The organism is Ruegeria sp. S84, from assembly GCF_056583445.1.
The window spans coordinates 13,187-37,499 of the sequence record NZ_JBWPVF010000001.1; the positions used below are offsets into that span (position 1 = coordinate 13,187).

A 24,313-nucleotide genomic window follows, 5' to 3' on the forward strand; every position below is an offset into this window, starting at 1 on the left:
GTATCTAGATTAACGTTTATATGAACCGCGCGTCCTGAACAGGACATCACATCCCTCGATCTGCTGGCCGTCCCATGTCACTGAATGCGCATTATAGTTGATCAGCACTTCGTGCGACTGCGTCTCGCGCCGCCGCAGCCCTTTGGGCATCGGATGGAGCGCCAGATCCGTTTTCTGGGCCGCCATGGCTATGACGCGATCCCAAAGGGCCTCATCGGGGAACCCCGCCAAATACCAAAGACCGGCACCGCCATGCAACGCCGCAGTGCCATCTGCGAAAGAAAGCAATTTTTGCGCGGAGCCTGACAAGCGCTCAACCCAATGTTCCGCAGCACCACCCCCTTCGACAATACGGGTTACGCCGGGTGGCAAAGTTTCGATCAGATCGACATGGCTGCTGAGGCCATCAAGACCTGGGCGCCCCGAATCAGGGATCTGAAAATCTGCGGTGATTGCCCCGCTGCGCGGTCCCAGAACAGCAAGATCACACCCTTGTATTAGCCTTTGTTCAAGATCGCCTAGGGCAGCCAGGCCCGGTGCTAGGATCAGATTATAGTGCTCCTTGCCGACCTCGTCCTGAGGCACGAAATCCACCGACAACCCAGCGCGCCGCAGCGCGCGGTAGGCAGAGAATACGAGCCGGAAATAATCGAACCCCGCGCCCTGAGGCTGCGTTGTCCAGGCCCAGTCAGATGCATAATCAAAGACGATAGCAACCTGCGCATGGATAGGCTGAACCGTGCCTATCGCGGCCAGATCATCGGCGGTCTGACGCGCCTCGGCCAAACCGGGTGCTTCGTCGCCATGCGGGGTAAGTAGACCGGCATGCATCTGTTCCTGCCCAAATGGCGCTTGCCGCCAGCGGAAATAGCTGACCACTTCGGCCCCATGGGCCACCGCCTCAAGCGACCAGAGACGCACCATGCCGGGCAGGGGTGCCGGGTTGTAGGGGGCCCAGTTCACTGGACCGGGTTGCTGTTCCATGACCCACCAACGGCCTCGACCGACGGCGCGGTATAGGTCGTGGTGAAAGGCCTGCATGTCCGGATCACCCTGCTGCAGAAATGCAGTCTTGTGCGGCTCGTCCACTTCCAACCGATCCGACAAGAAGCCAATCGGATAGCTGTCCCACGTCGCGATGTCCAAATCCCTGCCTACATCGAAATGATCGAATTCCAGCACACGCCCCATGTAATTGTGCAGCAATGGTTGATCCGTTAGCGGCCGCAGCGCATCGACCTGGGCCTTGTTGAACGCCACCACTTGATCCGAACTGAACCTGCGAAACGCCAAGACGTGTGCCGGGTTGGGCTCGGTCACGGTCTGGTTCGGCAGCTCGATCTGATCGAAGCTGCTATATTCCATCGACCAGAACACATTCCCCCAGGCATCGTTCAACGCGTCGATCGAGTTGTATCGGTCCGCCAGCCAGCGGTGAAAAGCATACAACGCCGCAGCACTATAGCTGAGCGTCGTATCGTGACAGCCATATTCGTTATCGATTTGCCAAGCAGCGATATACGGGTTGCGGCCATAGCGCCGACCCATGATCTTCGTGATCCGCTTGCATTCGTCGATATAGCCGGTGTGACTAAAGCAATAATGTCTGCGTGAGCCGAACTTGCGTAGATTGCCATCAGCATCCACAGCCAGCATGTCGGGATGCTTGTCCAGCATCCATCGCGGAGGTGTTGCCGTCGGGGTGCCCAGCACAATCTTCAGCCCTGCCGCACCCAAGGTTTCAATCGCGCGATCCAACCAGTCGAATTGCAGGTCTCCAGCAGTGGGTTCCATTCGGCTCCAAGCGAATTCGCCGATCCTGACCCATTTCAAGCCAGTCTCGACCATGCGCGCGGCGTCCTGAGCCCAGTTTTCTTCGGGCCAGTGTTCAGGGTAATAGCAAACGCCAAGTTCCGGCTTCATAGTGTAACTCTGTGTTCAGCTTGACCTTGCGCCACATTTGGCGCGGTGAGTGTCATGCCATTCGTCGGCGTTCTTGCAAGGGTTTCCGCGTCCAGCCCTTGGCGGGCGGTGGTGCAGAACAGTGTAGTCAGGTCATCACCACCAAAACTCGGGCACGAAGTGTGTTTGGCATCGAAGACGACAGCTTTCAGGAACTGACCGCTGGGCGTATAGGCTGCGACCCGGCTGGCACCCCATTGGGCGATCCAGATGTTTCCGGAGCGATCAACCACAGCGCCGTCCGGGTTCAGATCTTCGCTGCGCAGGTCAAGGAAGACCGCCGCTTTGCCTATGGGCCAGCCTGTCTGCGCGTCCAGTTCCCAACGCATGACCAGCTTGGTGGCGGTATCGCTGTAATAGCCGCAGGATCGGTCCGGCGCAAAGCAGATTGCATTTGAGATGGTGATATCTCGGACCAATGGCCGTAACTGACCATTCCAATAGCGATAGATCGAACCTGCGCCTACTTCTGCCTGTTTGCCCATGGTGCCAATCCAGAACCCGCCCCAAGGATCGGCGCGCCCATCATTGGATCGAGTCACCGGATTGTCGACCTCAAGCGGGGCGATCAAATCTTTGGCTCGACTCTCAAGCCCAAATCGCCACAGGCCGGTTTCCGACGCGATCAGCAAAGTGTCTCGGTCTACCCATCCTGCGGCTGAGACATGTTCATCGAACGCCCAGCTATGCGCCTGGTCATTTTCTCGCGTCATCAGTCGTTTGCCGATGATATCGAACCAGAAAAGCTGTTGCCGTTCAGGGTGCCACAATGGCCCCTCGCCCAATTCGCAGGGGCGGTCGTCATAGACCTGACTCATCCAACGGCCTCATCATAGGCAGCAACGATTTGCCGGGCACGGTTTGCTATATCTCCAACTGACATTCCGGGCTTATAGAGTGCAGACCCAATTCCGAAGCCGTCGGCGCTGGCCTCGATCCAGGCTCCAAAGTTCTCGGGGCCCGCACCGCCCACCGCAAAGACCTGAGCGCCCGTCGGCAAAACAGGGCGCAGGGCAGCCAGCCCTGCAAGACCTGCGAGCGAACCGGGGAAAAGTTTTAACCCTGTAGCCCCGGCCTGGAGCGCTGCGAAGGCCTCGGTCGGCGTGAACACACCCGGCCAGCTTTGCAGCCCAAGCGCGACAGAGCGTTGGATCACGGACACATCGCAATTCGGCGAAACGATCAATCTACCTCCGACATCAGCAATCGCGTCAACTTGATCGGGGGTTAATACAGTGCCCGCTCCGATAAGCGCGCGGTCCCCGATCTCCGAGGCGAGAACTCGGATACTTTCCAGCGGATCGGGAGAGTTCAGCGGAACCTCAATCCGGTCAATTCCCGCTTCCAGCAGGGTGTGACCGACCGGTAGCGCCTCGTCAGGGTTCAGCCCACGCAGGATGGCGATGATGGGGCGGCTCATGCGGTTTGCCTCGTTAATGTTCGGGCCTGCGACAGACCCGCAAGTGTTGCGATTGTGGCGTCTGCGGTTTCGACCATGGCACCTTGTTGCTGCAGGGCGGTCGCGTAGGCCTTGGTCAGACTTTCCGAGCCGATGATCGCCAATTGTTGGCCCAGCCAATAGGGCCGCGATGCGGCAAGCTCGGCGCCAATCAGGAACCCTGAAAGACGGGCGCGTGCAACGCTCTTGCTTTGACCGTGCAGCAAATCAGCAGCCCGTAGCCCGAATAGGCGCGCCGCAAGCTGTTCGGGCTTCGACAGCATGTCGGCAACCGCTTCGGTAAAACTCACGTCGTCCCAGCCCTCGTCAATTGAATGCTGCAGAACGGATTGCCCGCGCAGCAGATCAAACAACTCGCCGGTCATGAAGGTTCGGAAACTGACCACCTCTCCGGCACTGATCTGGGCCCATTTTGTATGCGTGCCGGGTAGGCAAATCACACCGTCCCAATTCTGATGCGTGCTGAGGAACCCCGCGATCTGCGTCTCTTCCCCGCGCATCACATCGGGGGGCTGTTCTGTCTCAGCCCAGGAACGACGAAGGCCCGAATACGCGGATCGGTGTTTGGAACGCGGAAGGGTACGACCGGAATCGGCTCGGATGGAACCGCAGAATACGGGGCCTCGACCCAACCCTGTCGTGCCCCAACCATTCCGCAGGCGATCACATCTACCGGTAGCCCGGGCAGCCAATCTTCGATCAAAGCCAGCAGGGCTGCCTGAAATCCTCCGCCGGCTGTGCGGGACATACCATCTGACGACGCGGCCTGTGCCAATGCGCTATCACCTTGCATGGCCCATGCCCGCAGATGAGATGTTCCCCAGTCAACAGCGATCCACTCGACATTCATAGCGTCACCCCGTTCCTACCACGCCGCCGTCAACCACCATGCACTGCCCGGTCATTGCACGGCTTGCGCTTGAAGCCAGAAACAGGGTTGGTGCGATCATGTCTTCGGGCGTCAGATGCTCTTTCAGGCTCTGGCGATCCATATGCGCAGCCAGATCTTCGGGTGTGGCCCACATGTCCAGCTGTTTCTGTGTCAGAACCCATCCCGGTGCCAGCGCGTTGACGCGAATTTTATGTGGCCCAAGTTCACGCGCCAACGAGCGTGTCATGCCGGTGATTGCCGCATTTGAACTTGTATAGATTGGATAACCTGCGTTCCCCATCAGGTAACTGATCGAACTGAAATTGATGATCGAACCGCCTTTGTCCTTCATCTGTCGCGCGGCTTCCTGACAGGCAAAATAGTAGGCCTTTAGGTTGACTTCGATCATCCAGTCCCAGAACTCGGTTGTAGATTCTTCAAGTGAGTGCCGCTTGTCATTCGCGGCGTTGTTGACCAGCACTTTAATCGGGCCATGGGCTTCAGCTGCTTTGGCCATGGTGGCGTGCAACAGCTCGGTATCAGTCATGTCACCCTGCAGGAACAAGGGGGCGCGGCCGTGCTTGTCACGCATCTGTTCGACAAATTCACCGGCATCTGACCGACCGATAAAGGCAACTTTAGCCCCTTGGGCCATGAACCCGTCAGTCAACGCTGCACCAACGCCCGAACCGCCGCCGGTGATATAAACAGAGGCTCCGTTGAGGTCTTGAAATTTAGCAGGTTGATCCATCAGTGGCTCTCTCTCGTCACTAAGCGCGTGTCTTTGCCCACAAGGAAATCAAGGTCCGCGCCGCGATCAGCCTGCAACACGTGGTCGATATAAAGCTTCGCATACCCGCGCGAGTAATGCGGATCGTCCGGTTGCCACAGGGCGCGGCGGGCGTCCAGTTCCTTTTCGTCGACCAGCAGCTGCAGCTCGCCCTTGCTGGCGGACACGCGAATACGGTCACCGGTTTTGACCAGCGCCAACGTACCACCGGCCTGAGCCTCAGGGCTGACATGCAGGATAACTGTCCCGAATGCGGTACCAGACATACGCGCGTCCGAGATACGGATCATGTCGCGCACGCCGTCTTTTACCAGCTTGGCCGGAATTGGCATGTTCCCAACCTCAGGCATCCCGGGATAGCCCTTGGGACCACAACCTTTGAGAACCAGAATGGTCTCAGGTGTAACTGGTAGGTCGTCCCGGTCGATATTGGCTTTCAGATCTTCGATGCTCTCAAAAACGTATGCTTCGGCCTCGGTTTCCAGCAGTGCATCTGTGGCCGCCGAAGGCTTCACGATTGCCCCGTTGGGCGCAAGATTGCCGCTCAGAACCCGCAGGCCTGCGGCGGGTTTTACCGGATCGTCAAATGGGCGGATGACGTCTGTGTTGAAACACTCAGCCCCTTCACAGTGGGCCGAGATGTCCTTGTTCAGAACTGTTCTTGCCGGGCGCAGGAAAGGTTTGAGTTTGCTCAGAACCACTGGCACACCGCCTGCATAACAGAAATCCTCCATCAGGTATTTGCCAGAAGGCATGCAATTGACCAGCAGGGGGATTTCCGATCCGATTTCAAAGTCTTTCAACGTCAAGTCGACACCCACGCGACCTGCAAGTGCCAACAGGTGGACCACTGCGTTTGTCGATCCTCCGACGGCCGCATTGGCGAGGATGGCATTCTCAAACGCCTCCCTGGTCAGGATATCTGATGGCTTGAGGTCCTCGTCCACCATCTCGACAATGCGCTTGCCGGTCAGATGCGCCAGTGCCATGCGGCGGGCATCAACGGCAGGCAGGGCGGCGTTGGTGGGCAGCGACATGCCCATCGCCTCAACCAATGAGGCCATGGTACTAGCGGTGCCCATAGTCATGCACACACCCGCGCTACGCGACATGCCTGATTCAGCGTTCATGAAATCCTGAAGTGTCATTTCTCCGGCACGAACAGCCTCGGAAAACTTCCAGACATCTGTGCCCGAGCCGATATCCTGACCCCGGTATTTGCCGTTCAGCATCGGGCCAGAGCTAACCACGATGGACGGCAAATCGACCGAGGCTGCACCCATCAGCTGCCCCGGGGTGGTCTTGTCGCATCCACCCAGCAGGACAACGCCGTCGATACCATAGGCGCGGATCGATTCCTCGACATCCATCGCCAGCAGGTTGCGAAACAGCATGGCGGTGGGTTTCATCTGGGTCTCGCCCAGCGACATAACGGGGAATTCCACTGGAAAGCCGCCTGCCTCCCACACGCCCCGTTTCACGCCTTCGGCCAGATCACGAAGGCCCGAATTGCAGGGCGTCAGTTCCGACCATGTGTTGCAGATGCCGATGATGGGGCGCCCGTCAAAAGCGTGATCCGGAAAGCCCTGGTTTTTCATCCAGGACCGGTGAATGAACCCGTCCTTATCGAGTTTTCCGTACCAATGCTGTGAACGGCGTTTCTTGGTCATTATTGGCTCTGTCTGTCTGGCGTTGGAATTGAAAGTTTTTTTAGAAGACGAAGATCAAGCTGCGCGGGCTGGACGGCACCAATCTGGCAGCCAATCGCCATGGGCAGAAAGCAGATCGGTGACGAGGCTGCGAATTTGGCGCAGATCCAGCTCGGCCGCAGTATGGGGATCCATCATTGCGGCGTGATAGATGTATTCGGGGTTTTCTTCGGTCAGCGCGCGAACCGTTAGCTCTTGTACGTTGATCTGGGTCCGCATCAACGCGATAAGTTGTGGCGGGATATCCGTGACCACGGAAGGTTGGACGCCATTCGAGTCAACCAGACACGGCGTTTCAACCGCTGCACCTAGGGGTAGTTGCGGAATCTGACCCGTATTTGGCAGGTTGCCGTAAGCTGTGTACGGCGTGTCTGTCACGATTGCGTTCATAAGGTCGGCGGCGAATTCATGGCTTCGGGTTACTTCGATGTTCCGACCATCTGTCAGGGTCTTGGCCTGTTCCTTCCAATTGGCCACCTGCTCGACACAGCGGGTCGGGTATTCGTCCAGCGGTATGCTGAACTGTTCGATCAGGTCATTGCGACCGTCTTTGATGAACCAAGGAACGTATTCTGCAAAATGCTCGGAACTTTCGGTGCAGAAGTATCCAAGATGGTCCATCACTTCGTACCGGACTTTGTTTGGACAGCGCGGCATTAGCAGCGGAGGCTTGGGTAAATGCCCGGCGCGATAGCCCTGACGCAAAGCCGGATACAGATCGCGGCCTTCATGCTCGAGCTTGAGGAAGAACGCGACGTGATTGATACCGGCAACTTTGTAGCGAAAGTCCGCCTTGGGCAGGTCTAGATCATGCGCCAGTTCTTCGACCGTGTTCTGGACAGAATGGCACAGGCCGACATGTTTCAGATTAGGGAAGCGCTCAGCCAGAGACCAGGTGTTGATGGCCATCGGATTCACGTATTGCAGCAGCGTTGCGTTGGGGCACAACTGCATCATGTCCTGCGCGACGCCCCACAGAACGGGCACAGTGCGCAGGCCGCGCATAATGCCACCAACACCCAGCGTATCGGCGATAGTCTGACGCAGGCCATATTGTTTTGGGATTTCAAAATCTGTCACCGTGCAAGGCTCATACCCGCCAACCTGAAAGGCAGTGATCACGAAATCTGCGCCGTCCAGCGCCGCGCGACGATCCGTGTGGGTTGAGACGGTTGCACCCGTGCCGACTGAGCGGATCATGGCCTTGGCCACAGCTTCGCTTTCGGCCAAGCGCACCGGATCGATATCCATCAGCGCAAAGTGGCTGTCTGCAAGGGCAGGGGTGAGCAGGGCGTCGCCCACGATGTTCTGCATGAAGATCGTGGAACCTGCACCTACAAAGGTGATCTTGGTCATGAGGTAAACCTCTGGTTTGACGTTATTTTACGGCACCGAGGGTCAGGCCCGCGATGAAGTGTTTCTGCATCAGGAAGAACATGGCAACCGGCGGCAGGGCTGCCACTATAGAACCGGCACTCATCAACTGATAAGCAGCGCGAAATTGCGCGTTGAAGCTGGTGATCCCGGCTGTCACGGGCTGGCTTTCGGCCCCTTGGGTCAGGACAACAGCCCAGAAATAGTCGTTCCAGATGAAGGTGAAAATCAGGACACTGAGTGCGGCGATGGCCGGTTTCATCAGTGGTAGAACGACGTACCAGAAGATTCGCCATTCGCTGATGCCCTCGACCCGTGCGGCCTCGATCAGTTCGAATGGCAGGGCGCGGATGAAGTTGCGCATGAAGAGCGTGCAGAACCCGGTCTGGAAGGCGATGTGGAATAGCACAAGCCCTGTTTTGGTGTTGTAAAGGCCCAACTCCAGCGTGAGATCGCGCACGGGGACCATCAGGATCTGGAAGGGTACGAAATTGCCCGCCACAAACATGAAGAAGATCCAGAGGTTCGATTTGAATTTGTAGATCCCCAGCGCGAAGCCTGTCATGCAACTGAGTGCAACGGCCCCGATTACCGTTGGTACGGTGATCAGGAACGAGTTCATCAAGTAACGTGGCATATCCGAATTGAAAAAGACCTGACCATAGTTGAACGCGCCCTCAAAACTGGACGGCATCCCCCAGTAATTCGCATTGGTGAAGTCTGCGGCTGGTTTGACCGAGAAAAGTGCGACCGCCAAAAGGGGCCCCAGCCATAGTAGCAGTGCCAGAGGCAACATCGCCTGATAAGTGATCTGTGCCGCACGGGGTTGTTTTTCGATCGGTTTGGGAAACATCTCAGTGCCCCCTTTCTTCGCGGTACATCGACCACAGGAAGTAAGCGATGAAGCAGAGCATAATCAGGAACAGGATCACAGCGATAGCTGCGCCATATCCCATGCGGAAGCCGTATTCGGACAGCGCGACCTCGAACATGTAGTAGGCCAGCACGCGGGACGAGCCAAAAGGACCGCCCTGTGTCATAATCGAGATCAGGTCAAAGCTGCGCAGCGCGCCGATGATTGTCACAACGAATGCGATGAAGGTTGCCGGGCGCAGCTGCGGCAGAATAATGTGCCACAGCATTCGCCCACCTTTTGCGCCGTCCAGACGCCCGGCTTCGATCTGTTCGGGGTCGACGGCGTTAAGGCCGGTGAGGTAGAGGATCATGCAATAGGCCGTTTGTGGCCATAGACCTGCGAAGATGATGCCGTAGGTTACGAAGCGCTCATCCCCCAGCACGTTCAGTGGGCCGAGGCCAAAGAGGCTTAGGAATTCGTTTAGAAGGCCAAAGGTTGGGTCGTAGAACCATGTGAATACTAGCCCAACGACGACCTGAGAGATGACGAAGGGAAAGAAGAACAAAGACTTGTAGAGGCGGATGCCCCAGACCGTCTGGTTCAGGAACAGTGCAATAAACAAGCCTGCAGGGATTGCGGCCAGATACAGGATCAGCCAGATCAGGTTGTTCTTGAGCGAGATGTAGAAAGCGTCGCGGTCCACCCATTCCCAATACAGATCTTCATAGTTGCGAAAGCCGACATATTCAGCTGCACCTAAACCGTCCCATTCATAAAGAGACAGATTGAAAGACTGAAAGACCGGGATGATCACATAGACCATGAAGAACAACAGACCCGGAGCCAAAAACAGCCAGGGCGCGATGCGCTGTTGGTTTCTGTGGAACCAGCTTTCTTGCTCGGGGGCGTCAACGGCAGCGGTCATGGGCATCTCGGATCTGGTGGGTGAAGGCGGGCTGAAGCCCGCCCTACTATTGTGCAAGGTGTAGGCCGGGCTTCAGCCCGACCCTGGACAAGATTTAGTTGTCGTAGATGCGCTCGCGCGCACGTTCCAGCTTGGCCAGAATCTTGTCAGCGTTGTCCGGCTTGACCATGAATTCCTGGAAGCCTTCCATCGACACTTTTGCCATTTCCGCTGGTGCGTCGCGGTCCCAGAACTGTGCAACACCGCCGGGGCTGTTAGACGATAGCATGACAAAGCCCTGCTGCAGGAACTTGTCGTCGTCGACTGCAGATTGCGCGTTCACAGGCAACTGGCCGAGGTTTGCACCGTTGTTGATTTCGGTCTGTTCGTCCGCAGAGACTGCGAAACGCAGGAACTCACGCGCGGCTTCCTTGTTCGAGGCATTGGCCGGGATATGGAACGTATCGGTCGGCGCGTCTTCGGCCAGTTCAACATCGGGGTTGATGGCGACAAACTGATAGAAGTCCAACTGATCGTCGGTCAGGCCTGCTTCACGCAGCGGAGCCACAGCGAAGTTACCCATCAGATAGGCGGCGGCCTCACCGTTGACCATAAAGGGCAGGGCTTCTTGCCAGCTATATGTCTGGTGGTTGTCAATGAATGCGCCCATGTCGATCAGCTGTTTCCAGTTGGCGAAGGTCTGCTTAACCCGGTCGTCTTCCCAGCTGATCTCGCCATTTGCGAGTTGATTGTGAAAGTCGAACCCGTTGGTGCGCATGTTCAGATAGTCAAACCAGCCACCTGCTGTCCACAGGAACTTGGTGCCGATGGTATAACAGGCGCGGCCGGAATCGACGATCTTCTGGCAATTGGCCAGTTCTTCTTCCCAAGTGGTCGGCTCGGTCAGACCCAGCTCATCAAAGATGTCTTTGCGGTAATAAACGCCCCATTGATAGTAGGTGTACGGAACGCCCCACTGTTTGCCATCAATGGTCATCGCACCTTTGGTCGAGGCCAGATTGTCGGCGATTTCAGGTTCAGCCCACAGGTCCGAGACGTCTTCGAAAAGACCCGCTTCAACATAAGGCTTCATCCGGTTGGCTGCATACCAGGTGGCAACGTCTGGCGTGTCAGCCGTCAGGAAGTTGCGAATCTGGGTCTTGTAGGCCTCACGGTCGATCACGGTGGTTTCGATTTCCAGACCGGGATGTTCGGCCGCGAATCGCTCGATCATCGCTTCCATCGTCGCGCGCGGCGCCGGGTTGGACGTATCGAGGAAGATTCGCAGCTCGCCGGTCAGCTCTGCTGCGACGGGCGCAGCAAGTGCCACACTGGCAGCCAAAGCAGCCGCTGTGCGCTTGAACATGGAATGCATAGTTTCCTCCCTTAAGCTTCCATATTGGTCTCAAATATTGAAACCTTGTTTTATATATTGAAAACTACACATCGACTCGGCTACTCTTGTCAAGACCCTCGTGCCCAAAGCCGAGGGAAAGTGGAGGAGAACAGGCACCCGTGGCAGGTGACGGAACAATAGGAAAAGCATGTGACGTGCTGGAACAGGTCGCGGCCTTCGAACGCCCGGTGCGGTTCGGGGAATTGCTGGAACGCAGTGAATTTCCCAAGGCGACGCTATACCGCTTTCTGCAGTCACTAACCAATCAGGGCATGCTGAATTACGAACCGGAACGGCAGACCTATTCGCCAGGTATGCGATTGGTGCGACTGGCACATTCGGCATGGACGCATAGCTCATTAGCTCCAATTGCGCGGCCTTTCCTGGACGCTCTCAGCGCCGAGACAGGGGAGACCGTGCACTTGGCGCAACTTGATTCCGGGCAGGTGCTTTATGTGGATAAGCGCAACGCGCAACGACCAATTGAGATGTATTCCGAGGCCGGCAAGGTCGGCCCGGCCTATTGCACAGGCGTTGGCAAAGCGATGATGGCCTATTTGGACGAGGCACAGTTGGAAAAGACGATCTCGCAACAAAGCTTTCATCGGTTCACTGGCAAGACCTTGGCCTCGGAAAAGGCATTGCGGGCTGATCTCGTTAAGATCCGCAGCCGTGGTTACGCAGTTGATGATGAAGAGCATGAGCCTGGCATCATCTGCATTGCCTGCCCGATTCTGACTAATGGGGGCCGCATGTTGGGGGCCCTATCGGTGACAGGATCGACTGGGCGAATGGATTTCGAGCAATTGCAATCTTGGGTGCCGCGCGTCCGGCGCGTCGCTGAACAGATCGGCACAGAAGCACAGGCGTGGCGGTTCCCCGAGGGCCAACAGAATAGGATGCAAGCAACATGACAGGTGTAACCCTGAAAGGCGCGATCAAACGGTATGGCCAGACGCAGGTCATTCACGGGATTGATCTGCAGATTGAAGATGGTGAGTTTTGCGTGTTCGTGGGCCCCTCGGGCTGCGGTAAGTCCACGCTTTTGAGGATGATCGCGGGTTTGGAAGAAACCTCGGACGGGGAAATCCATATCGGCGCACGTGAAGTCACGCATGTGGATCCGGCCAAACGCGGAGTGGCGATGGTTTTTCAAACCTATGCGCTCTATCCCCATATGACCGTGGCCGAGAACATGGGATTTGGTCTGCGGATGAACGGTGTTGCCAAGGCCCAGATCGATCAGAAGGTTCAGGAAGCGTCAAATATTCTGAAGCTCGACCAATATCTGAAACGCAAACCCAAAGCGTTGTCCGGCGGTCAGCGTCAGCGGGTCGCGATCGGGCGTGCCATTGTGCGCGGCCCCGAGGTGTTCCTGTTCGACGAACCGCTCTCGAATCTGGATGCAGAACTTCGCGTGGAAATGCGGGTTGAAATTGCGCGGCTTCATCAGGAAATCGGCGCGACGATGATCTATGTTACGCACGATCAGGTTGAGGCGATGACCATGGCCGACAAGATTGTGGTATTGCGCGACGGTCGGATTGAGCAAGTGGGAGCCCCTATGGACCTGTATCGCGATCCCGACAATAAGTTCGTGGCGGGTTTCATCGGGTCTCCTGCAATGAACTTCCTTGAGTGCGATGTCGTGGACGGCATGGTGCGGCACCCTGCACTTACTGATGATGTCCCCGTCACCGAGAGCGTTCCCAAAGGAGCGACGAAAGTAACATTGGGTATTCGCCCCGAACATATTCAGGTGGATCGAAACGGTGACACCTGCACAGTTGATCTGACCGAAGCGCTCGGTGGTGTTTCATATTCTTATCTGCTGACGCCAAATGGCGATAAGCTGATTGTGGAAGAACGGGAAGACCAACGCAGTACGACCGGTGACCGCATCGGGCTTTCGGTTCGTCCTGAGCGTGCGATGCTGTTCGATCCCGAGACGGGTCAGCGGCTGCGATAGGGCTTGCCAGACCGGATCTGTTTTGCATGACTGCGCATTATCCATCGGCTTTCCGGAGGCTTTATGCGCAGTTCCAAAACCATCCATGTGATCTCGGCCCATGCTGAAGGCGAAGTGGGCGACGTTATCGTCGGTGGTGTCGCTCCGCCTCCGGGAGAGACGGTATGGGACCAAAGGACCTTTATCGCTGAAGACCAGACATTGCGGGATTTCATGCTGAATGAACCTCGCGGCGGTGTCTTTCGCCATGTGAATCTTCTGGTTCCACCAAAAAAACCCGAGGCGGATGCAGCGTTCATCATCATGGAACCGGAAGACACGCCACCGATGTCAGGCTCCAACTCGATTTGTGTCTCAACGGTTCTGTTGGACAGTGGCATTCTTCCGATGCACGAGCCTGAAACCCATCTGACATTGGAAGCCCCAGGAGGGTTGATCCGCGTCCGCGCCGAATGCCGCAATGGTAAGGCCGAACGTATCTTTGTGCATAATGTGCCAAGTTTCGTCGACAAGCTGGACGCCCGGATCGAGGTTGAGGGCATCGGGACGTTGCGCGTGGATACCGCGTTTGGTGGCGACAGTTTTGCAATTGTCGATGCCGCCGATCTGGGTTTCGAGCTTACCCCTGATGAAGGGGCTGATCTTGCAAGGGCTGGCGCGCGTATCACCGATGCCGCCAATGAGCAGCTTGGCTTCGATCACCCTACTAAAGACTGGAGCCACATTTCGTTCTGCCAGATTGCAGGCCCGCTCGATCGTCAGGGCGATATTCTCATCGGACGTAATACTGTCGCCATCAAACCGGGTAAGCTGGATCGTTCACCTTGTGGCACCGGTGCTTCAGCGCGGATGGCGGTTTTGCTGGCCAAGGGAGAAATGACGATGACCGATCGCTACCACGCGCGTTCAGTCATCAACAGTGAATTTCGCTGCCGTATCGTAGAGCGGCATGATCTGAACGGCCGCGTGGCGATCACCCCGGAAATCTCGGGGCGAGGCTGGATTACGGGTACGCACCAGCACATGCTCGACCCCGATGACCCATGGCCTGGCGGCTATCGCCTAAGCGACACTTGGGGGGCATAAGCCGGGGCCAAATTCGACCCCGTACTTTTCTTAGGTTTCAGCCTTCGAGACTGAACATCAATCGTGCGGTCACCGGTACGGTGCGGGTGATGCTGGGTAGTTGTGCCAACTCCATCAGCTCGTCTACGCCTGCCGAAACGCCCGCATCCTCGGTGCTGATGAACACCATGTCGTTGGTTGAAACCATGACGGTATCTTCGGCCACACGCAGGACAAACATATCGGTGTAGAATTCCACCTCGGTCCCCGCCAGAGCCAGCTTCGCATCCACCTCAATCGTGTTACTGGCCCCCACATCCAGCTTCGACACTTGGTCCATATCAATATTCGCGCTCAATGTCGCGGTCGCGGCCTTGCGAAACACATACTCGATCATCCTTTCGTTACGGATGTCGATATTCGTTTCGACCGACGACAGATCGATATCGATACTAACCTTGCCATCTTCGCTGACATGACCCGAAAGGTTGGTGAAAGAATTGACCTCTCCAACATCATCGATCTTGACCGTTCCATAAGCCAGATGAGACGCATCCGGGTTTAGTGTCCAATCTGCAGCCAGACCCGGGCCTGCAATAATAGCCGACGCAATCGTGATTGTTTTGAACAGAAGTTTCATTTCTTTCCTCCAGGATCTATGACAGTTCTGACCAAGCGGGCCCGGTCCCATGTCAAAGCAAACACACACAGGTCGCGTTTTATTCGATGAGTGTTGAGATGAGCACCGAACAAGCCGTGCGCGGCGCAATCCAGACCCACTCGAAACGGGTCTGGCGGTTTGGGCTGGCTTTGTCGGGTGCGTCGGACGTTGCGGATGATCTGTTGCAGGCGACGGCATTGCGTGCGTTGGAGAAGCACCACCAGGTCACCTCGTATGAACGGCTGGACAGTTGGCTGATGACGATCTGCCGTTCAATCTGGCTGAACGAGATACGGGCGCGATCCGTAAGAAAGGCGCAGGCGCTTTCAGTCACGCCCGAGGCGGAATTAGTCGCGACAGGGCCTGATTCAGAAACGAATATTTTCGCCGCTCAGGTGTTTACTCAAGTGATGCAGCTGCCAGAGGCGCAACGTGAAACGGTGATGCTTGTGTTTGTCGAAGGCTACAGCTACCGCGAAGCTGCGGTTATGCTGGACGTACCCATCGGCACAATCATGAGCCGGCTTTCCAATGCCCGGCAGAAACTGAAAACCGTTATGCAGCACGATGCGGCTGACACCGTGCAACGGAGTGGCAAATGAAGTTTTCCGACGAAACACTTCTGGCCTATCTGGAAGGTAGCCTCGATGAGGCCGAAGCCCGCGCAATCGAAGACGCGGTGGCCGAGGATTCTGCACTCGAACACCGTCTCATGGCGCTCGACCCATTTGCCCAGGTTGTGCAGCAGGCTTTTGAAGGCATTCCAACTGAGGCGCCTTCGATCGATCTGCCCATTCCGAGCGCTCAACAATCCAATGCCGGACCGCTCCGTTTGCTGACGGTCGCAGCCTCAGTTGCTGTTATTGCTGCGTCTGCAACATTCTGGGCCACGCGACCACCGGCATTGGGCTGGGCGGAGCAGGCTGCGATCTATCAATCGCTTTATTCACCGGACACGATTGCCGATCTGGACAATTCTCAGCAAACGCTGGACGCGCAGTTTGTTCAGGCCGAGGCTCAGTTGGGTCGTTCACTGAACCGGGACGTGTTGGAAAATCTGCCGGGCCTTGATCTGAAACGTGCTCAGGTACTGTCGTTCAAAGGTAAACCTTTGGTGCAGGTGGTCTTTGCTGACGCCCAGGGTAATCCGGTGGCGTTTTGTGTGATCCGGCAAGGCGCGGGAGCACCGGTCAAGGATGTGAATCTTGCGGTGCTCAGTGGTCTTGCGACAGCGACATGGGCGAATGATGGCTACGGCTATATGCTGTTGGGTGGCGATGCGCAATCTGACCTGAGTGGAGAACTAAATGTTTTGACCGAGGCGTTTTCAGGCTGAGCGACAAGAATTCGCAAAACCACTTGTGAACCGCGGTAAATGCCCGAAGAATACCCGACATGAAGCCGAACCCTCAGATACCGGACCCGGATGATGAGGCCTTGGAAGAAGGGCCGCGCAGCATCTATGACGCCGATCCGCCGGAAGACGACGATTTGTGGTTCCTTCCGCCCGACGGCGAAGAAGACCCGGGAGAATTTCTGCCCTCTGTACCGAGACCGGACCAGCGTTTGCTGTTTGACCCAAGGGACTGGCGTGCGGCCCAATCCGAGTTATCGGCTGAACTTGCCGATCTGGCCGTCACATTTGGAGCTCTGGATGAACGTTTGCGCGCGGGTCCCAAGGGGTGGGGTCACCGTCTGGCCCTGATGGAGGTCTCGGATCTGGGCTGGTGGACGGGCGACCGGATCAGCGTCGACCGCCTTGCGCTTTGGACCGGTTTGCGGATCGGAGCAACCGGTGATGATGTGCAGGCTTTGTATCGGGCGGGATGGGCAGTGAGGCGGCTGTCGTCGGGTGCTGCGCCATCAGAGGGCGGCTGGGATGCGGGGCTGACCGCTTTTCTAGACCGTCAGGCCCAAGGTTTCGAAGATACACCCGAAGCAGTGATTGATCTGGCGGAAACCATGCGAAATGTCGCCGGTTTGCACCCGGTTACCCAGGCCGCCATCGGATTTCACGCGTGGCGCGCGTTGTCTCCTGGCATCGGACAGGATACCGAGGCCGCGGTCATCGCGGCCCGCCATGCCGCCGCGATGGGTCGAGGTGGCGCATTGTTCATGCCGCTTTCTCTGTCGGGCCCAGGTGCATTGCGGGGGGCAGGATCGTTGGACGAGAAACTTTCGGCCTGGATTCAGGGGGCAGGCCAGGCCTCACTTGCGGCTTTGCTGCATTTGGACCGGATCAGCGCTTGGGAAGGGCGCGCCCGCGACGCCATTTCGGACCTAAGCGGTCGAACCCCACCCGTGCTGATTGATGCATTAACGGCTTGGCCGATGGTTTCCGCCCCGCTGGCCGAAGAACTGACCCATGCCTCGCGTGCAGCGGCACAGCGAAATCTGGACAAATTCAGCGATAGGGGGCTAATCCGCGAAGTAACCGGGCAGGGTCGATATCGCGTATGGACGGCGGCCTTATAACTGGCCTTGATCTGCCGCTTTCACAAAGAGTTAAATGATAGGGTTGTTAGCTGGGTTCCTGGTATCGATCTTGGGTACTGGATAAGACAGATCTTTGCGTGTTGTCTGGATCGGTCAGAAACTAATTTGCAAGAACGATAACCGTCCGGGCGATGGCCCGAACGGTCTTTATTCAGTACCAACGTCCGACTGCGATCACTGTTGGCGCTATACTGGTAGCGTCCAAGGATGGAGCCATCACCTGATACGTCGCTTGAGTTTCTGAAGGTGCGTCAAACCCCATAAATCGGCCAATACCGCCGCCGTTCCCGCTGAGAGCGGGAGAACTGCTGTCAGCAAAGGCAATAGGGAAATCCCAATTGGCGGTACCGCTGGCGAACATACTACCAGTTGCGGTCGTGCAGGCCACCGCACTTAGAACGGCGGTGCAAATCTGGGTTCCGTCAGCAAAGCGCGTGTAGTCACCATTTGCATTGCTGCCCCTCTCGATCACCGCTCCGCTGGGTACACCGCTGCTTTCGGATACGGTGCCCAGCACATTGCCCGGTCCGTACCCGTAATCTGCCCGCATCAGGCGACCCGAGGTGGTGTCATCGGCGCTGCTTTGCACAGCCGCTCCGCTGGCTGTTCCGGTTGTGGCGTCAAGCCGCAAAGCATCGACCCAGCTTCCGCCATCCTGCGAGACCTTGATTGAAAAATTTGTATCGCCGGATAGGCCCATTTCGGCACGGCCGGTCCAGTTCGATTGAAACAGCAGCGAGGCAGTATCACCGGCACCAGCCTTGTTGATCTTGAGTTGGTGGCCAGCGCCCTCATGCGTCAACAAGGTGGCAGGGCTACGTACGGCCAGACGGTTTGTGCTGTCTGATCCGGTTGCGATGCCGATCCCGGAAAGGTTCTGTGTATTGACCGGCTGGTCGATCCACGCCGACCCGTCCCAGACTTTCAACAGCCCTGCATTTTGATCCCAAGCCCGCCAGCCCATGCCGGGCGTCAAGAAATGCCACCCGTTGTCCAACCAAGCCGCCAGTTTTCCATCCTGTCCGGACCATGCCCCGATCGGAGACGTGCCCAATGCATAGGTTTCACCTTGATCAGGAGCAGCTGGTGGGATCGTCGCGTTAACGGACGCAACGCTTAGCTGCACCACCAGATCTAGCGCACGCAGCGCTTCGTTATGGGTCACATGTTTTTGGGCCTGCGCGGGTTGCAGATAGGGCACATTTAGACGGGGAGAGTTCTGTGGCATGGGCATCCTCCAGTGGTGTCGGTCCGATGATGATTGCGCGCCACACTGCCGTGATGTGCGTAAATCCCGCCTGACCCAGCCGAACGCCCAGGTTTCGAATTTTTAAGATTTGGTCTCAGAAATATGGAGACATCTGCCTTGCAGATGCCCCAAACTTGGATCAGTTCTTGAAATCAGATCTCAGTCACGCGCATAGACATCTTCGTAGCGAATAATGTCATCTTCACCCAAATAGGTCCCGGTCTGCACCTCGATAAGAACCATTGGCACTTTGCCTGGGTTTACCATCCGGTGCACGGCCCCGAGCGGCACATAGACGGATTCATTCTCAGACACGAGCTGTACCTTGTCGTCAATAGTCACCTCGGCGGTGCCTTCCACGACAATCCAATGCTCGGACCGATGGTGATGCGATTGCAAGCTCAGCGAAGCGCCGGGGTGGACGTGAATGCGTTTGACCTGAAACCGATCGCCGATGACGAGGCTTTCGAACCATCCCCAAGGGCGATGATCAACGGGCAATGCTTCCGCCTGCTTGGCGCCTTTTGCCTTCAATGCTGCGACGGCCTGCTTGACGTCTTGCGCCCGGTCCATGCTGGCGACCAAAACCGCGTCAGGCATAGCCACGGTGATTACGTTCTCTAACCCCATTGCAACAACTTCTTGCGCGGGCGATTCAGAACGCACCAGCACGTTTCGACAATCTATGGCGGTCACTTCGCCGGCAGTTGCAACGCCGTCCGGATCGGGGTTGCTAAGCTCTTGTACGGCAGACCAGCTGCCCACGTCTGACCACCCGGCGGCATAAGGGACAACGCTGAGATTGTCGGCCTTCTCCATAACCGCATAGTCGATAGAGATGTCCTGAACCGTCGCCCAGGCCTCGGGATCTAACCGCAGGAAGCCCAGATCACACTGCGCATGCGCAACCGCCTTCTGAACGGGCGCAATTAGATCATGTGCATGCTGGTCGAACGCCTCAAGGATATCTCGGACTGCGAACAAAAAGATGCCCGAGTTCCAAAGATAACTCCCTTCAGCCACCATTGCCTTGGCGTTTTCAAGATCGGGTTTTTCAACGAACCGGTCAAGTTGCACAGAAGCGCCTGACGAGTCCGGTGCTTGGGCGAGCTTAAGGTAGCCATATCCGGTTTCGGGTCGGTCGGGTGTGATCCCAAACGTCACCAGATCTCCACGCTCGGCTATTGTGCGGACCCCTTCGGCGACGGCCGCATGAAAGGCCGCACTGTCTGGAATGACGTGATCCGACGCGGCCACCAGCATCATCGCGTCGGGGTCAGTGGATGAAAGGTGCAGGGCAGCGGCCAGCACTGCAGGTGCAGTATTGCGTCCTTCGGGTTCGATCAAGATCGGACCCGGATCGACTCCGATGGCCATCAATTGTTCAGGGACAACAAAGCGGAAAGCCTCGTTGGTCAGGATCAGAGGTTTGGCGTAAGGCGTGTCGGTCGGGCCTTTCAACCGCTCGGCACATTGCTGCAGCAGGCTGGTTTCACCAATCAGCGGAACAAACTGTTTGGGGTAGCTTTTACGCGACAACGGCCAAAGCCGAGTACCGGATCCGCCACATAAAATTACAGGATAGACCATGCTCACGGTGCCTGCCCCTTCTGAACCTTTTAGCTTAAACTATTGAATTGAAATCGGAATAGCTGACACAACTAGGCCTACTGCGCGGCCCGATCAGAGGCTACGACTTCATGCAGATATTGGTTTAGGTCGTCGCGCAGATCATCGCGGGCCAATGCGAACGAGACCGTTGCTTGCAGAAAGCCAGCCTTTGAACCACAATCGAACCGCTGTCCATCAAACTTGTAGCCAAAAACAGGAACACCATTGCCTATATCCTCGGCAATTGCGTCGGTCAGTTGGATTTCGCCGCCACTTCCCTTCTTTTTCTGGTTCAGATTGTATAGAACCGAAGGACCTAAGATGTAACGACCGATCACCGCTAGATTGGATGGCGCGTCCTCGGGTTTCGGTTTTTCAACCATTCCTTTGGCACGGACAACCGTTCCAACATTCTGGCCGGTATCCAGAATACCGTAGGAGCTGGTTTTTTCGTTGGGAACTTCCATCGCGGCGACCATGTTGCCGCCGGTTTCCTCATAGGCTTCGACCATCTGCTGTAGGCAGGGTTTGTCGGCGGCAATCACATCGTCGGGCAGCATCACGGCAAAGGGTTCATCCCCGATCAGTCGACGGGCGCACCAGACCGCATGCCCCAATCCCAAAGCCTTGTGTTGACGGATATAGGCAATTGCTCCGCTTTCCATATTGGTTGCGTTCAATACTTCAAGCAGTTCGTCTTTGCCCTTGGATTTGAGGTCCTGCTCCAGCACGAGATTGTGATCGAAATAGTCCTCAAGCGCTGATTTTCCGCGCGATGTCACGAAGATGAATTCAGTGATCCCGGCCGCACGCGCTTCGTCGATGGCATATTGGACCAGTGGACGATCAACCAATGTCATGATTTCCTTTGGCACCGACTTTGTCGCCGGAAGAAACCGAGTGCCCATTCCCGCTACGGGAAATATCGCCTTGGTGACTTTGCGTACCATACTACCTCACTAATTCTTTATATTGCCGACGACTCTCGGTGATGCCGGAGCCCCACATATAATCTAAAATCCTACCAATCAATCGCACCCGGCTGGTCAGTTACGGGTTCGCTGGAATCTGCCATTAACTTAAGGGCAGAGTCAAAACGAAACACGACCGAAAGCTGGATCAATGAACCAATCCACTAATCACTTTTTCAATAAAGTTCAAAAACGCGCCCGATAGATTGGATCGGGCGCGTAAGCTTATGCATTGGCCATAATCGCCTCAAGCGGATCGTGTTCGGCGACGAAGTGATCCGGGGCAATCTCACTGAGTTGAGGTACATAGTCGGTCTCACCCATAGACAATCTGCTGGGCAAAAAGCGCAAAGCTGCTTTCGGATCCATGGGAGAAGGCAATTCTCCAGGCAGTTTAAGCCGTTGGCGGCTGCGCTCGACATCCGGATCAGGGATCGGAACCGCCGAGATCAGGGACTGAGTGTAAGGATGTTTCGGTTCGGAGCAGATCACTTCACCATCGCCCAATTCAACGATGCGGCCCAGATATAGAACCATGATCCGGTTCGAAACCGCACGTACCACAGACAAATCGTGGCTGATGAAGATCATCGATAGGCCAAACTCTTGTTGCAGTTCACGCAACAATCCTACGATCTGGGCTTGAATGGACACATCCAGCGCAGAGACTGCCTCGTCACAGATAATCAGTTTTGGTTTGTTGATCATGGCACGCGCGATTCCAACACGCTGGTTTTGCCCCCCGGATAGTTCGTGCGGATATCGGTTGATCATGTTGGCCTTCAAGCCAACACGCTCCATCATCTCGGCGACCAACTCTTTGCGTTCCCGCTCGGTCAGATCCGGGCGATAGGTTTTCAGCGGTTCCGCGATCGAGGCCGAGATCGTCATCCGTGGATCAAGGCTCGCCAGCGGGTCCTGAAACACGATCTGCAGGTCCTTGCGGTACTTGTTCAACTCGGCCCGTTTCAGCCCGACGATCGGATGCCCCAGCCAGCTGACATTACCCGCGCTGGGTTCGATCAGTTGCAGCACAGCCCGGGCCAGCGTGGATTTGCCACAGCCGGATTCTCCAACAACACCCAGGGTCTCGCCCTTTCGAATGTCGAAACTCACGCCATCTACGGCTTTCAGCGGCACCTTATGTCCAAAAAGACCGCCCGAGACATGGATCGGGAAATGCACCTTGACGTCATCCACTTTCAGTAACGGTTCTTCCGTCTGCGTAAGAGCTTTCGGAGCATCGCCCGCATCAATTCGCGGCATAGCCTCAAGTAGCGTTCGGGTATAATCATGCTGAGGAGAACGAAAGACTTCGCGCGTGTCACCGGCCTCCACAAACTCACCCATACGCATGACTTGAATATTGTCGCACATGCGCGCAACAACGCCCATGTCATGGGTGATCAGAGCTATGGCCGTACCTTCATCCTTTTGCAACCATACCATCAGGTCCAGAATGTCGGCCTGAACGGTCACATCCAACGCGGTTGTGGGCTCATCCGCAATCAGCAACTTGGGATTGCACAGCATCGACATGGCGATCATCACGCGCTGGCGCATGCCGCCAGACAATTCATGTGGATATTGATCCAGCCGCCGTTTCGCTTCGGGGATGCGAACGCGATTCAGCCAGTCAAGGCAACGTTGGCGGGCAGCCGAGCCCTGCAAACCTTCGTGAACCTGTAGCACTTCGCGCATCTGCTGGCCGACCCGCAGATGTGGGGTCAGCGCGGTCAGCGGATCCTGAAAGATCATGCCGACGTCTGAGCCACGAATCTTGTTGATTTTGTTCACAGGTAGATTCAGGATTTCCTGACCATTCAGCAAAGCAGAGCCAGACGCATGGCCAGCGGAGGGCAACAGCCCCATCGCTGCCATGAACGTCTGGCTTTTGCCTGAGCCACTTTCGCCGACGATGCCCAGACATTCGCCGGGATTGATGTCGAAACTGATGCCCTTTACAGCTTCAACCACGCCGTCGGGTGTATCAAATCGGACGCTCAGGTCCTTAACGGAAAACAGACTCATATCAGCGATCCTTCGGGTCCAGAGCGTCGCGCAAACCGTCACCGATGAAGAACATGGTGATGATGATGGCGACATAAAAAGTAAGAGGGAACATCAGCTGCCAGAGCGTACCATACGCCATGGTGCCAGCCCCTTCGGCGATCAGGCGGCCCAACGATGTGTAGGGTTCTGAGATTCCGAGGCCGAGGAACGAGATGAAGCTTTCGGTCAGGATCATCTCAGGCACCAGTAACGAAGCGTACACGATCACAACGCCCAACAGGTTGGGCAGAATGTGACGGTACATGATGGTAAATTCGCTGACACCGGCGGCGCGCGCGGCTTCGATAAATTCGCGGTTCTTCAAGGTCAGGGTTTGCCCCCGAACAATCCGCGCCATCGTCAGCCAACCGACCGCGCCCAAGGCGATGAACAGCATGAAAAAGGAGCGTCCCGCCACGACAAGCAGCAAAATGATGATCAGCGTTGCCGGAATTGCCAGAAGGATATCCACGAACCGCATCATGGCGCTGTCGGTGCGCCCGCCGATATATCCGGCGGTGATGCCATAGCAGGTGCCGACGATCAGAGCGGTCGCGGCCCCGATCAAACCGACCAGCAGCGATGTGGTGGTGGCCTGAATGACGCGGCTGTATAGGTCGCGCCCCAAATCATCGACGCCAAAATAGTGTCCGGTTTCCATGGACGGCATACCCATGCCGCGCACGTCCCCCATGACGTTCCAGTCGATCTCTTCATTGTTCCAGACTGCGAAGTAAGGGCCAACAATCGTGAACAACACGATCAGACCCAGAATGAAAACGCTGGCCATAGCGGCCTTGTTGCGGACAAAACGTATCCGTGCGTCCTGCCAAAGCGAGCGCCCCTGAATGACCGTGTAATCAGTGATTTCCTCGGCCAGATGGGCGGCTTTTTGTGATTTTCCAAGCATTGCCTGCC

Annotated in this window: 21 protein-coding genes and 1 pseudogene; 6 read left to right on the forward strand and 16 right to left on the reverse strand. The window is 56.6% G+C overall.

The annotated features are described in order from the left end of the window. Window positions 1-9: 9 nt before the first annotated feature. The 10 genes and pseudogenes from AC1DFB_RS18850 to AC1DFB_RS18895 form a co-directional block, all read right to left on the reverse strand. Window positions 10-1,923, reverse strand: a complete 1,914-nt coding sequence (locus AC1DFB_RS18850; protein ID WP_480922757.1) for a beta-galactosidase — start codon at window positions 1,921-1,923, stop codon at window positions 10-12. Beyond that, window positions 1,920-2,780 carry an SMP-30/gluconolactonase/LRE family protein gene (locus AC1DFB_RS18855; RefSeq protein WP_480922758.1) on the reverse strand — a complete coding sequence of 287 codons (861 nt, stop codon included), beginning with the start codon at window positions 2,778-2,780 and terminating at the stop codon, window positions 1,920-1,922. The genes AC1DFB_RS18850 and AC1DFB_RS18855 overlap by 4 nt, the downstream gene beginning before the upstream one ends. Beyond that, a complete protein-coding gene (locus AC1DFB_RS18860; RefSeq protein ID WP_170422856.1) occupies window positions 2,777-3,382 on the reverse strand; it encodes a 2-dehydro-3-deoxy-6-phosphogalactonate aldolase in 606 nt (201 codons plus the stop codon). The genes AC1DFB_RS18855 and AC1DFB_RS18860 overlap by 4 nt, the downstream gene beginning before the upstream one ends. Then, a pseudogene (locus AC1DFB_RS18865) lies at window positions 3,379-4,271 on the reverse strand (2-dehydro-3-deoxygalactonokinase). Before AC1DFB_RS18865 ends, AC1DFB_RS18860 begins: the two are co-directional and overlap by 4 nt. Window positions 4,272-4,275: 4 nt before the next feature. After that, window positions 4,276-5,043, reverse strand: a complete 768-nt coding sequence (locus AC1DFB_RS18870) for an SDR family oxidoreductase (protein ID WP_170561546.1) — start codon at window positions 5,041-5,043, stop codon at window positions 4,276-4,278. Next, window positions 5,043-6,752, reverse strand: coding sequence for an IlvD/Edd family dehydratase (locus tag AC1DFB_RS18875; protein WP_170561544.1), 1,710 nt, complete (start codon window positions 6,750-6,752; stop codon window positions 5,043-5,045). The genes AC1DFB_RS18870 and AC1DFB_RS18875 overlap by 1 nt, the downstream gene beginning before the upstream one ends. Window positions 6,753-6,806: 54 nt before the next feature. Further along, window positions 6,807-8,147, reverse strand: a complete 1,341-nt coding sequence (melA, locus tag AC1DFB_RS18880) for an alpha-glucosidase/alpha-galactosidase (RefSeq protein ID WP_170663509.1) — start codon at window positions 8,145-8,147, stop codon at window positions 6,807-6,809. A gap of 22 nt (window positions 8,148-8,169) precedes the next feature. After that, window positions 8,170-9,018 carry a carbohydrate ABC transporter permease gene (locus AC1DFB_RS18885; protein ID WP_170394442.1) on the reverse strand — a complete coding sequence of 283 codons (849 nt, stop codon included), beginning with the start codon at window positions 9,016-9,018 and terminating at the stop codon, window positions 8,170-8,172. Between the two features lies 1 nt (window position 9,019). Further along, on the reverse strand, window positions 9,020-9,946 hold the full coding sequence (locus AC1DFB_RS18890; RefSeq protein WP_170394445.1) for a carbohydrate ABC transporter permease: 927 nt from the start codon (window positions 9,944-9,946) through the stop codon (window positions 9,020-9,022). Window positions 9,947-10,040: 94 nt separating this feature from the next. Further along, window positions 10,041-11,300 (reverse strand): ABC transporter substrate-binding protein, encoded by a 1,260-nt coding sequence (locus AC1DFB_RS18895; protein WP_170394448.1) that lies wholly within the window; start codon window positions 11,298-11,300, stop codon window positions 10,041-10,043. A 140-nt stretch (window positions 11,301-11,440) separates the two neighbouring features. Here AC1DFB_RS18895 and AC1DFB_RS18900 point away from each other — a divergent pair, with 140 nt between their 5' ends. From AC1DFB_RS18900 to AC1DFB_RS18910, 3 genes are all read left to right on the forward strand, one after another. After that, a complete protein-coding gene (locus AC1DFB_RS18900) occupies window positions 11,441-12,235 on the forward strand; it encodes an IclR family transcriptional regulator (protein ID WP_480922759.1) in 795 nt (264 codons plus the stop codon). Further along, window positions 12,232-13,290 (forward strand): ABC transporter ATP-binding protein, encoded by a 1,059-nt coding sequence (locus tag AC1DFB_RS18905; RefSeq protein WP_480922760.1) that lies wholly within the window; start codon window positions 12,232-12,234, stop codon window positions 13,288-13,290. Before AC1DFB_RS18900 ends, AC1DFB_RS18905 begins: the two co-directional genes overlap by 4 nt. A gap of 63 nt (window positions 13,291-13,353) precedes the next feature. Next, a complete protein-coding gene (locus AC1DFB_RS18910; protein WP_480922761.1) occupies window positions 13,354-14,376 on the forward strand; it encodes a trans-3-hydroxy-L-proline dehydratase in 1,023 nt (340 codons plus the stop codon). A gap of 37 nt (window positions 14,377-14,413) precedes the next feature. Here the strand turns inward: AC1DFB_RS18910 and AC1DFB_RS18915 are convergent, their stop codons facing one another. After that, window positions 14,414-14,995: a YceI family protein gene (locus AC1DFB_RS18915; RefSeq protein ID WP_480922762.1), complete on the reverse strand. Its 582-nt coding sequence runs from the start codon at window positions 14,993-14,995 to the stop codon at window positions 14,414-14,416. Between the two features lie 98 nt (window positions 14,996-15,093). Between AC1DFB_RS18915 and AC1DFB_RS18920 the strand changes: the two genes are divergently transcribed. Genes AC1DFB_RS18920 through AC1DFB_RS18930 form a run of 3 tightly spaced genes read left to right on the forward strand, consistent with a single transcriptional unit; the run spans window position 15,094 to window position 17,491 of the window. After that, on the forward strand, window positions 15,094-15,618 hold the full coding sequence (locus tag AC1DFB_RS18920; protein WP_480922763.1) for an RNA polymerase sigma factor: 525 nt from the start codon (window positions 15,094-15,096) through the stop codon (window positions 15,616-15,618). Continuing rightward, entirely contained in the window at window positions 15,615-16,352 is a 738-nt protein-coding gene (locus AC1DFB_RS18925; RefSeq protein ID WP_480922764.1) for an anti-sigma factor, read from the forward strand. Before AC1DFB_RS18920 ends, AC1DFB_RS18925 begins: the two co-directional genes overlap by 4 nt. A 59-nt stretch (window positions 16,353-16,411) precedes the next feature. Then, entirely contained in the window at window positions 16,412-17,491 is a 1,080-nt protein-coding gene (locus tag AC1DFB_RS18930) for a helix-turn-helix domain-containing protein (protein WP_170646940.1), read from the forward strand. A gap of 172 nt (window positions 17,492-17,663) precedes the next feature. Here AC1DFB_RS18930 and AC1DFB_RS18935 read toward each other — a convergent pair whose 3' ends face one another. The 5 genes from AC1DFB_RS18935 to AC1DFB_RS18955 form a co-directional block, all read right to left on the reverse strand. Further along, a complete protein-coding gene (locus AC1DFB_RS18935) occupies window positions 17,664-18,740 on the reverse strand; it encodes a DUF2793 domain-containing protein (protein WP_170735896.1) in 1,077 nt (358 codons plus the stop codon). 180 nt (window positions 18,741-18,920) lie between these two features. Further along, a complete protein-coding gene (locus AC1DFB_RS18940) occupies window positions 18,921-20,351 on the reverse strand; it encodes a mannose-1-phosphate guanylyltransferase/mannose-6-phosphate isomerase (RefSeq protein WP_170407890.1) in 1,431 nt (476 codons plus the stop codon). A 77-nt stretch (window positions 20,352-20,428) separates the two neighbouring features. Further along, on the reverse strand, window positions 20,429-21,322 hold the full coding sequence (gene galU / locus AC1DFB_RS18945; protein WP_170407796.1) for a UTP--glucose-1-phosphate uridylyltransferase GalU: 894 nt from the start codon (window positions 21,320-21,322) through the stop codon (window positions 20,429-20,431). 246 nt (window positions 21,323-21,568) lie between these two features. Continuing rightward, the gene (locus AC1DFB_RS18950) at window positions 21,569-23,374 is read right to left on the reverse strand and encodes an ABC transporter ATP-binding protein (RefSeq protein ID WP_480922765.1); all 1,806 of its coding nucleotides are present in this window, start codon (window positions 23,372-23,374) and stop codon (window positions 21,569-21,571) included. Between the two features lies 1 nt (window position 23,375). Further along, window positions 23,376-24,305: an ABC transporter permease subunit gene (locus AC1DFB_RS18955; protein WP_170509646.1), complete on the reverse strand. Its 930-nt coding sequence runs from the start codon at window positions 24,303-24,305 to the stop codon at window positions 23,376-23,378. Window positions 24,306-24,313 lie beyond the last annotated feature (8 nt).

Bases quoted from the DNA above. Each gene is read 5' to 3' on its own strand.
- AC1DFB_RS18850 (WP_480922757.1), bottom strand. From the start codon at position 1,923: ATGAAGCCGGAACTTGGCGTTTGCTATTACCCTGAACACTGGCCCGAA.
- AC1DFB_RS18855 (WP_480922758.1), bottom strand. From the start codon at position 2,780: ATGAGTCAGGTCTATGACGACCGCCCCTGCGAATTGGGCGAGGGGCCA.
- AC1DFB_RS18860 (WP_170422856.1), bottom strand. From the start codon at position 3,382: ATGAGCCGCCCCATCATCGCCATCCTGCGTGGGCTGAACCCTGACGAG.
- AC1DFB_RS18870 (WP_170561546.1), bottom strand. From the start codon at position 5,043: ATGGATCAACCTGCTAAATTTCAAGACCTCAACGGAGCCTCTGTTTAT.
- AC1DFB_RS18875 (WP_170561544.1), bottom strand. From the start codon at position 6,752: ATGACCAAGAAACGCCGTTCACAGCATTGGTACGGAAAACTCGATAAG.
- melA (WP_170663509.1), bottom strand. From the start codon at position 8,147: ATGACCAAGATCACCTTTGTAGGTGCAGGTTCCACGATCTTCATGCAG.
- AC1DFB_RS18885 (WP_170394442.1), bottom strand. From the start codon at position 9,018: ATGTTTCCCAAACCGATCGAAAAACAACCCCGTGCGGCACAGATCACT.
- AC1DFB_RS18890 (WP_170394445.1), bottom strand. From the start codon at position 9,946: ATGACCGCTGCCGTTGACGCCCCCGAGCAAGAAAGCTGGTTCCACAGA.
- AC1DFB_RS18895 (WP_170394448.1), bottom strand. From the start codon at position 11,300: ATGCATTCCATGTTCAAGCGCACAGCGGCTGCTTTGGCTGCCAGTGTG.
- AC1DFB_RS18905 (WP_480922760.1), top strand. From the start codon at position 12,232: ATGACAGGTGTAACCCTGAAAGGCGCGATCAAACGGTATGGCCAGACG.
- AC1DFB_RS18910 (WP_480922761.1), top strand. From the start codon at position 13,354: ATGCGCAGTTCCAAAACCATCCATGTGATCTCGGCCCATGCTGAAGGC.
- AC1DFB_RS18915 (WP_480922762.1), bottom strand. From the start codon at position 14,995: ATGAAACTTCTGTTCAAAACAATCACGATTGCGTCGGCTATTATTGCA.
- AC1DFB_RS18920 (WP_480922763.1), top strand. From the start codon at position 15,094: ATGAGCACCGAACAAGCCGTGCGCGGCGCAATCCAGACCCACTCGAAA.
- AC1DFB_RS18925 (WP_480922764.1), top strand. From the start codon at position 15,615: ATGAAGTTTTCCGACGAAACACTTCTGGCCTATCTGGAAGGTAGCCTC.
- AC1DFB_RS18930 (WP_170646940.1), top strand. From the start codon at position 16,412: ATGAAGCCGAACCCTCAGATACCGGACCCGGATGATGAGGCCTTGGAA.
- AC1DFB_RS18935 (WP_170735896.1), bottom strand. From the start codon at position 18,740: ATGCCACAGAACTCTCCCCGTCTAAATGTGCCCTATCTGCAACCCGCG.
- AC1DFB_RS18940 (WP_170407890.1), bottom strand. From the start codon at position 20,351: ATGGTCTATCCTGTAATTTTATGTGGCGGATCCGGTACTCGGCTTTGG.
- galU (WP_170407796.1), bottom strand. From the start codon at position 21,322: ATGGTACGCAAAGTCACCAAGGCGATATTTCCCGTAGCGGGAATGGGC.
- AC1DFB_RS18950 (WP_480922765.1), bottom strand. From the start codon at position 23,374: ATGAGTCTGTTTTCCGTTAAGGACCTGAGCGTCCGATTTGATACACCC.
- AC1DFB_RS18955 (WP_170509646.1), bottom strand. From the start codon at position 24,305: ATGCTTGGAAAATCACAAAAAGCCGCCCATCTGGCCGAGGAAATCACT.